Source organism: Photobacterium leiognathi (genome assembly GCF_030685535.1).
Classification (GTDB): Bacteria; Pseudomonadota; Gammaproteobacteria; order Enterobacterales; family Vibrionaceae; genus Photobacterium; species Photobacterium leiognathi.
Map to the genome: position 1 here is coordinate 1,303,533 of NZ_CP131601.1, position 13,607 is coordinate 1,317,139.

The 13,607-nt window shown below is 39.9% G+C and carries 15 protein-coding genes; 5 read left to right on the plus strand and 10 right to left on the minus strand.

Translation table 11 applies throughout. The features are described 5' to 3' along the window. Positions 1-85 precede the first annotated feature (85 nt). Together Q7674_RS13105 and Q7674_RS13110 are read left to right on the plus strand one after the other, a co-directional pair. On the plus strand, positions 86-538 hold the full coding sequence (locus tag Q7674_RS13105; protein WP_045063040.1) for a group II truncated hemoglobin: 453 nt from the start codon (positions 86-88) through the stop codon (positions 536-538). A gap of 169 nt (positions 539-707) precedes the next feature. Continuing rightward, entirely contained in the window at positions 708-1,487 is a 780-nt protein-coding gene (locus tag Q7674_RS13110; protein ID WP_023932698.1) for a TSUP family transporter, read from the plus strand. Here the strand turns inward: Q7674_RS13110 and Q7674_RS13115 are convergent. Further along, positions 1,438-2,283: a LysR family transcriptional regulator gene (locus Q7674_RS13115; protein ID WP_305423943.1), complete on the minus strand. Its 846-nt coding sequence runs from the start codon at positions 2,281-2,283 to the stop codon at positions 1,438-1,440. The genes Q7674_RS13110 and Q7674_RS13115 overlap by 50 nt on opposite strands. Positions 2,284-2,631: 348 nt before the next feature. Here Q7674_RS13115 and Q7674_RS13120 point away from each other — a divergent pair, with 348 nt between their 5' ends. The 3 genes from Q7674_RS13120 (at position 2,632) to Q7674_RS13130 (ending at position 5,126) form a co-directional block, all read left to right on the plus strand. Next, complete coding sequence (locus Q7674_RS13120; protein ID WP_045063042.1) at positions 2,632-2,946, plus strand: hypothetical protein; 315 nt, start codon at positions 2,632-2,634, stop codon at positions 2,944-2,946. Positions 2,947-2,949: 3 nt separating this feature from the next. Beyond that, the gene (locus Q7674_RS13125; RefSeq protein WP_045063043.1) at positions 2,950-4,392 is read left to right on the plus strand and encodes an SNIPE associated domain-containing protein; all 1,443 of its coding nucleotides are present in this window, start codon (positions 2,950-2,952) and stop codon (positions 4,390-4,392) included. Positions 4,393-4,661: 269 nt separating this feature from the next. After that, on the plus strand, positions 4,662-5,126 hold the full coding sequence (locus Q7674_RS13130; protein ID WP_107229566.1) for a DUF2846 domain-containing protein: 465 nt from the start codon (positions 4,662-4,664) through the stop codon (positions 5,124-5,126). Positions 5,127-5,251: 125 nt separating this feature from the next. Here Q7674_RS13130 and Q7674_RS13135 read toward each other — a convergent pair whose 3' ends face one another. From Q7674_RS13135 to Q7674_RS13175, 9 genes are all read right to left on the minus strand, one after another. Beyond that, the gene (locus Q7674_RS13135) at positions 5,252-5,749 is read right to left on the minus strand and encodes a hypothetical protein (protein WP_045063044.1); all 498 of its coding nucleotides are present in this window, start codon (positions 5,747-5,749) and stop codon (positions 5,252-5,254) included. A gap of 14 nt (positions 5,750-5,763) precedes the next feature. Further along, the gene (locus tag Q7674_RS13140; protein WP_045063045.1) at positions 5,764-6,276 is read right to left on the minus strand and encodes a copper chaperone PCu(A)C; all 513 of its coding nucleotides are present in this window, start codon (positions 6,274-6,276) and stop codon (positions 5,764-5,766) included. An 18-nt stretch (positions 6,277-6,294) separates the two neighbouring features. Continuing rightward, positions 6,295-6,915, minus strand: a complete 621-nt coding sequence (locus tag Q7674_RS13145; protein WP_045063046.1) for an SCO family protein — start codon at positions 6,913-6,915, stop codon at positions 6,295-6,297. Next, positions 6,915-7,832 (minus strand): heme o synthase, encoded by a 918-nt coding sequence (gene cyoE, locus Q7674_RS13150; RefSeq protein ID WP_045063047.1) that lies wholly within the window; start codon positions 7,830-7,832, stop codon positions 6,915-6,917. The genes Q7674_RS13145 and cyoE overlap by 1 nt, the downstream gene beginning before the upstream one ends. A 12-nt stretch (positions 7,833-7,844) precedes the next feature. Further along, positions 7,845-8,183: a cytochrome o ubiquinol oxidase subunit IV gene (cyoD, locus tag Q7674_RS13155; RefSeq protein WP_005367198.1), complete on the minus strand. Its 339-nt coding sequence runs from the start codon at positions 8,181-8,183 to the stop codon at positions 7,845-7,847. After that, positions 8,183-8,827, minus strand: a complete 645-nt coding sequence (gene cyoC / locus Q7674_RS13160; RefSeq protein ID WP_305423949.1) for a cytochrome o ubiquinol oxidase subunit III — start codon at positions 8,825-8,827, stop codon at positions 8,183-8,185. The genes cyoD and cyoC overlap by 1 nt, the downstream gene beginning before the upstream one ends. A 15-nt stretch (positions 8,828-8,842) precedes the next feature. Further along, entirely contained in the window at positions 8,843-10,894 is a 2,052-nt protein-coding gene (cyoB, locus tag Q7674_RS13165; protein ID WP_305424131.1) for a cytochrome o ubiquinol oxidase subunit I, read from the minus strand. Positions 10,895-10,922: 28 nt separating this feature from the next. Beyond that, positions 10,923-11,810 (minus strand): ubiquinol oxidase subunit II, encoded by an 888-nt coding sequence (gene cyoA / locus Q7674_RS13170; protein WP_045063049.1) that lies wholly within the window; start codon positions 11,808-11,810, stop codon positions 10,923-10,925. Positions 11,811-12,918: 1,108 nt separating this feature from the next. Beyond that, positions 12,919-13,422, minus strand: coding sequence for a MarR family winged helix-turn-helix transcriptional regulator (locus tag Q7674_RS13175; RefSeq protein WP_023932670.1), 504 nt, complete (start codon positions 13,420-13,422; stop codon positions 12,919-12,921). Between the last annotated feature and the right edge of the window lie 185 nt (positions 13,423-13,607).

The window sequence follows — 13,607 nt, forward strand, 5'->3', positions numbered from 1 at the left end:
AACAATAAAGAGCCGATAGCAAGGCTCTTTATCATTTTTAGATATAATAAAACAAACGAGGACAGTAAAAGACAGTGAGTCGAGTTTGAACAATTCAGAATACCCAGAGCAAGATGAGATTTCAGGCGTAAAGAAAACCCAAGCCCCAGTTTATGGCGTAGGTGATAGCACCTTACAAGCCGCTGGTGGTGAGCAAGGCGTTAAAAAGCTGGTAGATGCATTTTATTATTATATGGATACCATTCCCGTTGCCGCCAAAGTACGTGCTATGCATAACCCTGATCTCAGTGAATCCAAAGCCAAGTTAACCACTTTCCTTATTGGCTGGATGGGTGGGCCTTCTCGTTATGCCGAGCTTTACGGCTCCATCAATATCCCCGGTGCGCACAGCCATTTAGACATTGGGCTTGAAGAGAAAAACGCATGGCTATTGTGTATGCAAAAAGCGCTCGATGATCAGCCTTATGAAGAAACCTTCAAACGCTATGTGATGGTACAACTTTCGTTCCCCGCGGAAATGTGCCGCAACCGCAGATAGCCTTTCAATCTAGCTTGTAAATATAAACAGCTGGTAATACCGCCTAATAAAACAATCACGGCAACCGTTTCCAAATAGGAATAGGTTGTCGTCTTGTTTTTCGCTATTGCATTATGATCAACAAAGGTAATATCTTACTATCGAGAACCACCTTACGACGTTGATTAACATGGAATTAAGTTTAGAGATTTTCGTTTTACTGTTTTTTGTTGCAGGTTTAGCGGGCTTTATTGATGCCATCGCAGGGGGCGGCGGGCTATTAACCGTGCCTGCTTTGTTATCGGTTGGTATTCCACCTGCTCAAGTGCTTGCCACCAACAAACTGCAAAGCTCCTTTGGTAGTTTTTCCGCATCCTTGTACTTTGTGCGTAATGGGTTAGTCAAACTCAGTGAAATGCGCCTTGCTATCGCCTGTACCTTTATTGGCTCAGCTCTCGGGGCATTGTTGGTACAACATATAGATGCAGGGATATTAACCAGCCTGATCCCCGTATTATTGATCTTTGTTTCGCTATATTTTTTATTAAGTCCTAACGTGGGTAAACCACAGGGCGAACCGAAACTGTCTGAAGCCATGTTTGCTTTTGCAGTTGGTACATCAATCGGCTTTTACGATGGTTTCTTTGGCCCTGGAACAGGCTCATTATTTACCATCTGTTTTGTTGCTATTGCCAAATTTGGCTTAGTAGAAGCAACCGCAAGAACCAAAGTTTTAAACTTCACCTCTAATATTGCGGCATTGATCTTCTTTATTATCGCAGGGCTACCGTTATGGAAATTAGGCTTAGTGATGGCGGCTGGTGGATTTATAGGTGCACGACTAGGCGCACATATTGTGATTAACAAAGGACAAAAGTTTATTCGCCCAATGGTGATCATTATGTCGATGATTATGGCGGTCAAACTGCTTTGGGAACAGCACCCACAATGGTTTCAACTAGGTTTTTAACCCTTGGGAGCTTGTAACTATTTTGACGATAAATCAGGTGAATAGGGCGAGTAAGTTCAGCAAGTTCGGCAAATTCAAAACAGTATTTATCGTCAATGCTTAACGTTTTCACAATCGATTGCGGCACAAGGGCAGGTGCCATACCTGCCAGTGCTAACTGCGCTGACGCAGTATAAGAATCCATTTCCATCAAGGGTGTAATGCCTAATTTCTGTAACACCGCCGCCTGAGAAATATTCGACGGGTTTTTCAAATCATTCACCACAATCGCTTTAGGTAGTGCCGTCAGCGGTTGGTTAAACACCAACTTAAATGGCTCATCCATCAAATGCTCGGCAACAAAACTGTATTGTGCTGGTAAATGTCCGGCACAAAAGCCAATTGATGCCTTACCAGATTGCACGTTCTCGACAATCACAGGGGTATGGTGAGTCGTAATGGAAATGTATTTATCTTTTTGAAAATACGTCCCTAACGCATTGGTAAAATAACCTGCCACCAAGGTTTCAGAACAATCTAAAGTGATAATGCTTTGATCATCCAAATTCTGATGTTCAAAAATCAGCCCACGAATTTCATTAAAACTCGGCCCAACGTTTTTGATTAACGCATGAGCATCGGGGGTGAGCTTAATTAACCTGCCCGAAGGGATGATCAGCTTAGTGCCTAACGTTGCTTCTAGCTTAGCAATCCGTTTGCTCACTGCCGACTGGCTAATATACAAACGGCTACCAGTACGGCTCATGGTGCCTTCTTCCGCTAACACTAATAAGGTTTCGATACCTTCCAGCAGCATAGTTCAATCCATTGATGAAAGAGAGGAATCAATGATAGTGGATGATTGGGGGAAGGGCTAGTGATAGCTGAATCTCAACATATTTATATACAGCAAATTAACTAAATAACAGAAATGCAACCAGATCGATTTTTTATTATCAGAATAATCCCTTATGGGAATTGGTTTGATGGATTTAAGTATTTATGTGTCAATTTTTAAAAATAGAATTTAGCTTTTTATTCATTTTGATATTTTTTACAAAATCAAACACTTAATCGAATAAATAGCATAGACAGATAAGTATATTAACTGTCAAAATTTTACAGTTTTGTATGTTTTTCTATGCATTCCAAAGGGGGGGGAGCATTGGCTAGACGTAGCAGCGGATTTAGAACAGCAGTTAAGATTGTAAAAGCTATAGATAGAGCAAATAAACAAGCTATTAGAGAATCTCAACGTAGGGAAAAGGCTCGTCAACGAGCAGAAGCTCAGGCTATTAGAGAGCATGAAAAATTTGTTAGAAATGCTCAGAGAGAACTCGCGCGTCAGGTTAGGTTGAAAGCTTCTGAATCTAAGAAAGCACTTAAAGATGCTTTGTTAGATGCTAATGAAGAGTACCTAGAACGTTGTAATGATAGAGCTGCTCTTAGAAAGCAATTTATACAAGAGGTTTTAAAATAAGTTATGGATACAAATATTCTTATATTAGTCAGTATTTCTTTTGTCTTAGTTTTACTAACTTATCTTTTAACTAAGAGGGCGTCAGATCAAAAAGTTAAAGAATATAAGTCTCTCGATGAAGCATTGACTAAAATTAAGCAAGAAAATGAAAATCTCGACGCATCAAATAAATCATTAAAAGTAACGATAGAAAAAGCAAAGAACGAACTTCAGATTCTAAATACTGAGATGGCGGAATTATTGGCGTTAAAAAGACGTGAAGACTCTCTTAAATTAAGTATTAAAGAAAAAGAAGACTCTTTAGAAATAAAGAGTGAATTGTTAAATGAGTTAGGTGAAAAAGTCGGGCAAAGTGAGTATCAACTGAATGAATTAATGGGCGAGATTGATCTCTATTCTCGACTTGATGAGTTCGTTACTCACGGTCACTTTGAAATGCCGAAGTATCTTTATGAGACGTCTAGCCGCTTTATGGAGGAGATAAAAGATATTAGGCAGCAACAAAAAGATATGATCAAAGATAAGACGGCAATAACGTTTCCTGAAACGTTATTGATTTCTAATGATCAGTCACTAAATAATAAAATTCTTAGTGGTCAAGTTAAGTTGATGCTCTCAGCTTTTAATATTGAGTGTGACAATCTTATTGGCAAGGTATCACCCAGCTCTTTTGCTCGCACATTAGAGCGTATAGAGAAGCTTGCCAATAATTTGGAAAAATCAGCAGCTACACTTAAATGTGGATTTGATATTTCATATATAGAGCTTAAATTCGAAGAGTGTAAACTGCAATATCAATATACTTTAAAGAAACAAGAAGAAATTTCAGAGCAGAAATTGATAAAAGAGCAAATTAGAGAAGAGCAACGAGCAATTAAAGAATTTGAAAAGGCTATTGCAGAAGCTGAAAAAGAAGAAAAAATGTATCGCTCTCTACTCGATAAAGCACAAGAAGAACTTGCGAAAGCTAACGAAACTGAACGTTCTGCAATGGAGCAAAGAATAGCTATTCTTGAACAGCAGTTAGCAGAAGCTGAAGCGAAAGAAGAGCGAGCTAAAAGCATGGCAGAACAGACACGTAAAGGCCATGTATATGTGATTAGTAATATTGGCTCTTTTGGTGAAGATGTTTATAAGATTGGTTTAACTCGTAGATTAGAGCCTATGGATAGAGTTAAAGAATTAGGTGATGCAAGTGTACCGTTCCCATTTGACGTACATGCAATGATATACACTGATGATGCTCCCGCTCTCGAAACGGCTTTACACCGAGAATTTAATGCACAACGGGTTAATGCTGTTAATCTTCGTAAAGAGTTCTTTAATGTAGATTTAGAGGAAATCAAAGAGGCTGTTGCGAGAATTGCTGGTGTTGAAGCGGAATTTAAAATGACTGCTTTGGCAGAGGATTATTACGAAAGTTTACGTCTTAATGATGCAGCATAACTTAATGTAATGTCTTTAGTTTTATTTAAAACCGATCTCTTGATCGGTTTTTTATTGTCTTTTTTTTACCTTCAGATATAACAAATCTCTGTTTACTAACATTGAATGTGGTTTTTTATTGTTAGGTATCAAATGCACGAATAGATTAATGCTGAATGTGAAAATATGCTGTTACGCTCATATTAATTAAACACTAGCTTGAGTAACATTTAATCAGTAACAAGGTTGTTTATTTATTTTTGTCATGGATTTGTTGGTGGAAAGGTTTTATGAAATATAAATTATTAGTTAGTGCGGCACTTCTAGGTTTATCTGGCTGTGCATCTGTTCCGACTGTTGATACTGCGGTGTCTAATGAAGCGAAGAAGTTTACTGCGCCACAAGAAGGTAAAGCGGGTATCTATATCTATCGTGAGGACTCTATTGTCGGCGGAGCATTAAAAAAATATGTTTATATTGATAAAGAATGTGTCGGTGAAACGGCACCTGGTGTCTTTTTCTACCATGAAGTAAAAGCAGGTGAAGAACACGTAGTCAGTACTGAATCTGAATTTTCTGAAAACCATATAACGTTATTTACTGAAGCGGGTAGAAACTATTTCATTAATCAATTTATTAAAATTGGCGCGTTTGTTGGCGGTGCAGGTATTAAATTAGTCGATGAAGAAGCGGGTAAAGCGGAAGTAATGAAAGTGAAAATGGCGAAAACCGCGGATTGTCCTGATCTCACTTAAAGTACGATCTAATATTTTAGATACAAAAAACCGAGCTGATGATCGGTTTTTTATGCACTGAAGATAAAAATGCCCTGTGCTTGAATAATCAAGAAACAGGGCATTGATATTGATTGTGGCTATAATTAGTTACTAATCACTTGTCGTGTCGTTACTAAGCAAAAGTTTGAGAACTGCTCTGTAAGAAACGCTTGTTTACCTTTGATTTTCTTACTCTTTAGCACATAGGTATGTTCATTCAGTTTCCCTTCAAAATCCCATTTGCTAAAAGCTTCATGGCGAGCGTCAGCACAAGAAGTTTGCAAAATATAACTTTCAGTGACAGAAGTATCACATCCACCTTCGATATTTTTCACACCATGAAAAGTCACATGGCTTTGACGATCACGATATGTGGTTACAGCCAGTGCATTGAAAAGATGTACATCATCAGACTTACTCACATAAGGTAGCATTCTATGAGGATTTTCTTTTAATGTGGCTGTTGCCAAATCCCTTAGTTCAGTAGAGCAGGGGATAGCTTGGCTCTCAAGAATACTGTCCATTGATGTTTTCGCTTGAGCGACATTAAGCAAGCTTGGTAACGCGAAAAGCGAACCTAGTACACAAGCAAATAACTTCATATTTACACTCCGAATCAATACTTGGTCATCGGCATAACAGTTAATTGCACGTCAAACTTTTCACCGTTGTCGGCAACTAAAGTCACTTTGATTTCTTGTCCAGGCTCTAAAGCATCTTTAACACCCATAAACATTAGGTGGTAATCTTTTGGCTTTAGTTCAACAGTGCCATTTGCAGGGATCTCAAGCGAATCAACTTTGCGCATCGCCATCTGACTATCACGCATAAACATACGATGGATCTCTGTATGTTCTGCTACAGATGATTTTGCCTCTACAAGACGAATAGGCTCATCTGTCTTGTTGGTGAGCTTCATATAACCAGCGCTAACCTTTACCCCCGGGATAGTTGCTTTAGCATGGGCATTCTCAACCGTAAGTACGTCATTAATGCTTTGTACTTCATGATATGTTTTAGTATTAGCGGCAGTAGCATCATGCCCACTGTGATCGTGTGTACTATGGTCATGTGCAGAAGCTTGGAATGCAGCGAGTGCTAATGCGATCGATAATACGGTCTTTTTCATAATATTCCCTATAAATTTTTAGTTATTAGCAAAGACTTTGCTATGAGCACGGTCAATACCTGCAGCTAGCTCGATAGGTGTTGTTGTGTGGCTCATTGCATCAACCAGCTTTCCTTCTGGGTTTATGATATAGAAACGAGATGCATGGTCTACGGTGTAGCTAAGTTCAGAAGACTCCATATCAACTAAGTCAAAGTAAACACCATACTGTTCTGTTAAGGCGTCTATTTCTTCTTTTGTTCCTGTTAGTCCCTTAATGCGTTTATCAAAATATTTAGCAAACTTGTCAAGAGAATCAAGATCATCACGACCTGGATCGACACTAATAAAGATACCTTGTACGTTTGCATATTCTTCAGGTGGCAACATGGAAAAAGCTGTCGCCATCACACCCATTGAAGAAGGGCAGACTTCTGCACAGTTAAGGAATCCAAAGTAGAGAACGACTGTTTGTCCTTTAAATTGGTTAAGATTAACGGTGCCATCAAGGCTATTTAACTGAAACTCACCGCCAAGATCTTTAAGTGCTTTCTGTTTTTCTCCAATCGGGGTTGTACTGTTACTTATGTAAAGCGCGAAAATGCCAGCGAGGGCAAGTGCTCCAAGAAGGAGCACAATTTTTACAGGGTTTTTAGTCATTAACTTCGCTCCAGCAGAGTAGAAACTACTGTATTACTAGCTTGATAATTTTCCGATAGGTCTCCCGCCGAAAAGTCTAGAGAAATAAGTAAACAAAACACCATGATGTTAGCGATTGAACATAGCAACATCTGCTTGCCCCATTGCGCATCTGGTACTTTTTGGTAGCCCACTTTGGCAATATATAACCAGTGAAGACTGACTAAACCAACACCCAGTGCATACCAGCTGCCCGCATAACCAAGGTAGTTAAGTGCTAAAGCTGCAACAGCAAACGCAATGATGTAAGCGATGATGTGTAAACGAGCACGTGCGATTCCCACTTCTACAGGTAGAACTGGAATGGATGCTGCTTTGTAGTCATCAAATCGGTAAATGGCAATGGCATAGGAATGCGGAAGCTGCCAGATACAGAAAGTAACGAATAAGATCGCAGCGCCTGCATCGAAGTGACCTGTTACAGCGCAATAACCGATAACTGGAGGACATGCACCTGAAAGTCCGCCTATCAGTGTGCCGTAAACAGATTTACGCTTGTAATAAAGGCTATATAAACCGACATAGACAACGAACCCAAGCACACCAAATTGCAATGCAACCGTTGTTGTAAATTGGCTTAGTATATAAAAGCCAGACAAACCTAATACCGTAGCCCAGATAAGCGCGTGAGATACAGGTATAACATTTTTAACGAGCTCTCTTTCACAGGTGCGTTTCATTAAGCGATCGATATCTTTATCGATAACGTTGTTGAAAACACAGCCTGACGCAACGATTAGGCTAGTACCCGTACAAACAGCAAGCAGTAATAGCCAATCGATATTGCCTTGAGAGGCGAGAAGCACACCACCGATGGCGGCAACTAAGTTGCCGCCGATAATACCGGGTTTGGTGATTTTTAGATAAGGTCTATACATCCTGTAACCCTATTAGTGACCCATCAGCATGTTGTGATTTAAGTGTTCCATAATCCACAACGAACCGATGAGGATAATTGCGACAATTACCACAACAAAAACAGCGGAAGAGGTATTCCACATTTGCTTTGATGAGGTGTTCATATGTAAAAAGTAAACAAGTTGAACAAAAATTTGCGCGACTGCGAAAACCATGATTACGCCGATAATTAGCGGCTTAGAGCCGATTCCAGCCATCACCATAACAAAAGGTACTACTGTTAGAATGATGGATAGAATCAAGCCATTCAAATACTCTTTTACGCTACCGTGAGCCTGTCCACCTTGACCGTGCTCAGATGAATTAGCCATTACAATACCCCCATCAAGTAAACAACGCTGAATACACAGATCCAAATAACATCTAGGAAGTGCCAGAATAAGCTCAGACAAGCTAGACGCGTTTTATTGTCTTCAGAAAAACCATCACGCTTGAAGTGGAAAAATAGAACAATCATCCAAATCAGGCCTGCAAATACGTGAAGACCGTGCGTTGCAACAAGTGCATAGAAAGATGACCAGTATGCACTGCTGTGGAAAGTGGCACCTTCATTACTAAAATGCCAGAACTCATAAAGCTCCATTACTAAGAAAGACAAACCGAGCGCAAAGGTAATGCCCAACCATTTGAGCATGCCCTTCATGTCTTCTTTATTTGCCTTAAGCATCGCCATGCCAAAAGTGAAACTACTTAGAAGAAGTAGGGCAGTTTCACAAGCAACGAAGGTTAAGTTGAACAGTTCAGTTGGTTCAATTTGTCCAGCAAAGCTGTTTGAGAAAACGGCAAACACTGCGAAAAGCGTACCGAATAACAAACAGTCACTAAGGATATAAATCCAGAAACCAAAGATCGTATCGCCTGCGTAATCATGATGGTCATGATCATCGTGATCATGACCGCCATGTGACTGAGCAGCGACGTTTGGTTCAAATGTATGTTTAACTTCTGTAGTCATAATTGCTGTCAGTCCCTATGCCGTAACAGGTTTTAGGTCAGACGAATCATCTTCATCCTGATCTTCGTCTTTGTTTTCTTCGCTAGTCGAATCTTGTTCGCCATAAACACGTGCTAGATGTGCACGCTCAATTGCTTCAACTTCAGCAACTTCAACGTAGTAGTCTTTGTTGCGCTCAAAGCTGTATGCAATCCATGAGGCTAAAATACCAACACCACTAGCGATTACCATCCACCAGATGTGCCATACAAAAGCAAAACCAAGGGTTAATGCAAATGCGCTGATTACAACACCTGCCCAAGTATTCTTCGGCATATGAATGCGCTTGTAACGTTCAGGTGCTTTGTACGCTAAACCGTTCTCTTTCGCATAGTGGTGCTCATCACGGTCATGAATCTTAGGTAGCGTCGCGAAGTTGTAGAACGCTGGTGGCGAAGATGTTGCCCACTCAAGCGTACGTCCATCCCAAGGGTCAGCAGTAAGATCAAGGTTCTTCTTACGGTCACGAATACTTACGTAAACTTGGTAGAACTGAGTCGCAATACCCGATGCAATGATGAATACGCCAAATGCAGAGATCCAAAGTAGTGGTGCCCACTCAGGGTTATCAGCAACATTTAGACGACGTGTCATACCACTGAAACCTAGAACGTAAATTGGCATGAAGGTTACGAAGAAGCCGACAGTCCAAAGAACACAAGAAAGCTTGCCTAGTTTTTCGTCTAGCTTGAAACCCGTTGCTTTCGGGAACCAGTAAGTGAAACCTGCAAAGTAACCGAATAGCGCACCACCGATAATTACGTTATGGAAGTGAGCGATAACGAATAAGCTGTTGTGAAGTACGAAGTTCGCTGCTGGAACTGCAAGCATTACACCTGTCATACCACCAATGGTGAAGGTAATTAGGAATGCAATTGTCCACCACATGCTCGCTGAAAACTCAACGCGGCCTTTGTACATGGTAAATAGCCAGTTGAATATCTTAACCCCGGTTGGAATAGAGATAATCATCGTAGCAATACCGAAGAAAGCGTTAACACTTGCCCCTGCACCCATGGTGAAGAAGTGGTGTAGCCATACCACGAATGACAGAATCATGATAACGGCTGTTGCCCACACAAGTGATACATAGCCGAATAGACGCTTACGTGAGAATGTCGCTGTGATTTCTGAGAAGATACCGAAAGCAGGTAAAATCAGAATGTATACTTCAGGGTGACCCCAAGCCCAGATAAGGTTAACGTACATCATTACGTTACCGCCCATATCTGTAGTGAAGAAATGGGTGCCAATGTAACGGTCAAGTGTTAGTAGCGTTAACGTTACTGTCAGAATTGGGAAAGCCAAAACAATCAGTGCGTTTGCACATAGTGATGTCCATGTAAACACAGGCATTTGCATCAGTTTCATACCTGGTGCACGCATGCGAATAATGGTCACAACGAAGTTAACACAGATCAGTAGGGTACCGATACCAGATATCTGTAGCGCCCATAGCCAGTAGTCGACACCTACCCAAGGGCTGTATTCCATACCTGATAATGGTGGGTAAGCAAGCCAACCAGTTGCAGCAAATTCACCGATAAACAGTGACATGTTAATCAGAATGGCACCAACAACAAATAGCCAGAAGCTCAAAGAGTTCAAGAATGGGAAGGCTACGTCACGTGCACCAATTTGAAGTGGAACGATGATATTCATCAAACCAACCACGAATGGCATGGCAACGAAGAAAATCATGATTACACCATGGGCACTAAAGATTTGGTCGTAGTGCTCTGGAGGTAGATAACCAGTTCCATTGATGGTTGCCGCTGCTTGTTGAGTACGCATCATGAAGGCGTCAGCAAAACCACGGAAAAGCATCACTGCCGCAACAATGATGTACATGATACCTATTTTCTTATGGTCGACGGAAGTCAACCATTGTTCCCACAAATGCTTCCACTTACCGTAATAAGTGATTGCAGCCACAAGTGCTAGTCCACCAAGAATGGCACCTAGCATAACAGGTAATATGACCGGGTCTGTATATGGAATCACATCCCAATTTAGTTTGCCGAAGATAGGATCCGGATCGGCGTAGACATCGCCTTTATAAGCCATTTTGGACTCCCGCGTGTTTTTCAATGATATCTTTGAATCGAAGAGGATCGACTGAAGCAAAATAAGTCACAGGGTGAGCTGTTTTAATTTGCTCTTTAGCATTTGCTGTTAGCACGCCATAGCTACTGTCGTTTAATACTTTGTCGGATGATTTAACTTTTTGAACCCATTGGTCAAAGTCGGCATTATCTACTGCGTGTGCTTTGAACTTCATGTTGGTAAAACCAAAACCGCTATAGTTCGCAGAAATACCGCGGTAAACACCTTTCTCTTCTGCCATAAGGTGAAGTCTATTTTCCATCCCAGCCATTGCATATACCTGGCTGCCAAGTTGTGGGATGAAGAATGAATTCATCGTAGTGTCAGATGTAACTAAGAATCTGACTGGGCGGTTAACAGGCAATGCAATCTCATTAACCGTAGCTATTTGCTCTTCCGGATATATAAAGAGCCATTTCCAATTCATCGCAACAACTTGAATAGTTAATGGCTTTTGTTCTGAGGCTATTTCTTTACGTGGGTCGAGAGAATATGAGGTTTGATAAGTGATCCAACCTAGCGCAAGAATGATTAAGCAAGGAACAGCCCAAACAATCACTTCAATTTTTGTAGAGTGTTCCCAGTTAGGTTTATATTCCGCATCTTTATTGCTATGACGGTATTTGTAAGGGAAATACACAGACATTAGCAAAACAGGAACGATGATTATAGCCATCAAAAGTACTGATGTAATGATCAGTGAAGATTGGGCTTGACCAATCGAGCCTTTTGAATCGAATAGAACCATGTTACTGCTAGTAAATAGGAACGTTAAGAGTGTTACTGATAATATTGCAAGGATCGTTATCCCAACTTTCCTGCTGCGTGTTATCTTCATTTTTCCTCCCTGACTTGTACTACTTTCATTTAATCCAGTAATGAAAATCAGAAGACTGCTTTAAAAGAATTGTCAAATATTTATTGTTGATTTGTAATTATTTAACGTGTAAACAAAATTTAGAAATTTGTTATTCGTTATTGATATTAACCGTGTCTGTTTTCCTTCTTTTCTTTATAAGGTTTATGAGTGCAATTTAATGGCAAAAGTAAGCAATGTAAAACACATGTTGTATTTTGTTGCAAAATAATGACTCGCGTTGCAAATATTACTGAATTTGTACTTCACATTGATTAATTTTTCCCTATTTTATAACGTATTCGCCCTAGCTTTCACCCTTGTTGATCACTAAATTTTACATTGCTAAATGATTCTGGTTACTAAATTGGTACTTTTTTGTAATTCAAGAATTGATATTACATTCTCTTTATTTATGATTTCCTTAGTAATTTATGTTTTAAAGCACGATGTGGATCATCTTTTTCGTCACTTTAATCCCGATGTTTTATGATTTTCTAATACAAAATTATATGGTGATTCACATCAGCCTTTTTTGTTTCTAAATTATTTTTTGTTACCTAAATGCAACATTACATACGTCACTGGATTTTTTGACTCTCTGCTTGCGTACTCTTTATTGATGATTAGCTTATTGCATGCTTTATCAACAGGTAGGTAATGACTGTTAGTAGCGTTAGAATTGAGAACAGATGTAGCATTCACTAAGTAAGTTTATCGTTGTCAAAAATCAGTAAAAGTATGATTAGGTCAACAACGATTTGAATGAATAGAGATATCCTTTAAAAGGCGGGTGTTTTGATATGGGTACTGTAGGATAAATTACCATTGCAGAAATGGGGGTAACGGTATGTTTTGCTGATGATGGTCAATCAACTAAGTTATACCGCGTTGGTCAAAACGTGGCTAACCAGTAACAGCTAAGAGAGAAAATGAGGTAGTGATTATGCTGGGTTCATTATGCAGATTTATCAACTTTGGAAAGATGCGTTGACGTTTCCAAAAGCCGTAAAGGTACCCAAATACCCAAAAGTAAAAAAACCGATCAATCGATCGGTTTTAAATTTAAAATCAAAATTATATCTGCGAGTTATTCTTCTAATTCGCTTTTGGTTTTTTCTTGCTGAGTAATGCTTCCCACTTCAAGCAGTGGTGCAACATCTAAATGCTCGGCGTTCATCATGGTTGAGATTCGCTGAACAGAAGAAAGCAGTAGCGATTGTTCCCAATCTTCCAACTCTTGGTATTGGGAAATAAAACTGTCTTGCAACGGTAGCGGTGCTTTGTCTAACAGGGCATTGCCTTCTTCTGTTAGATGCGTGTGCACTTTACGCTTATCTAGCTGGCTACGTTTACGAACCACTAAGCCACGTTTTTCTAGTCGATCTAAAATGGTGGTCGCTGTTGCTTGGCTCATGTTGGTGTTATTAGAAAGCTGACGAATAGTCACTTCTTCGCCTGATGCTTTAATGGCACGCATCAACACTAATTGTGGCCCCGTTAAACCTGCGTTTTTATTCAGTTTTCGTGAATGCAGATCGATAGCGCGAATAATTTGTCGAAGAGCAATCAGAACTTCTTCGTGCTTGTCCATGTAAATCTCCAATGTTACAGCGGCAATAACTCGGGGGTGCAATATGTCTAGCTATGTATTATATAGCAAGGATTATACGTGAATTATTAATAGTTAAGTGCGATATCTTACAGACTTGGCTATTTTTTTAACACTCAATGCAAATTGTTATCATTAATTGAATCAAAATTGTTTCAAAATGTTAT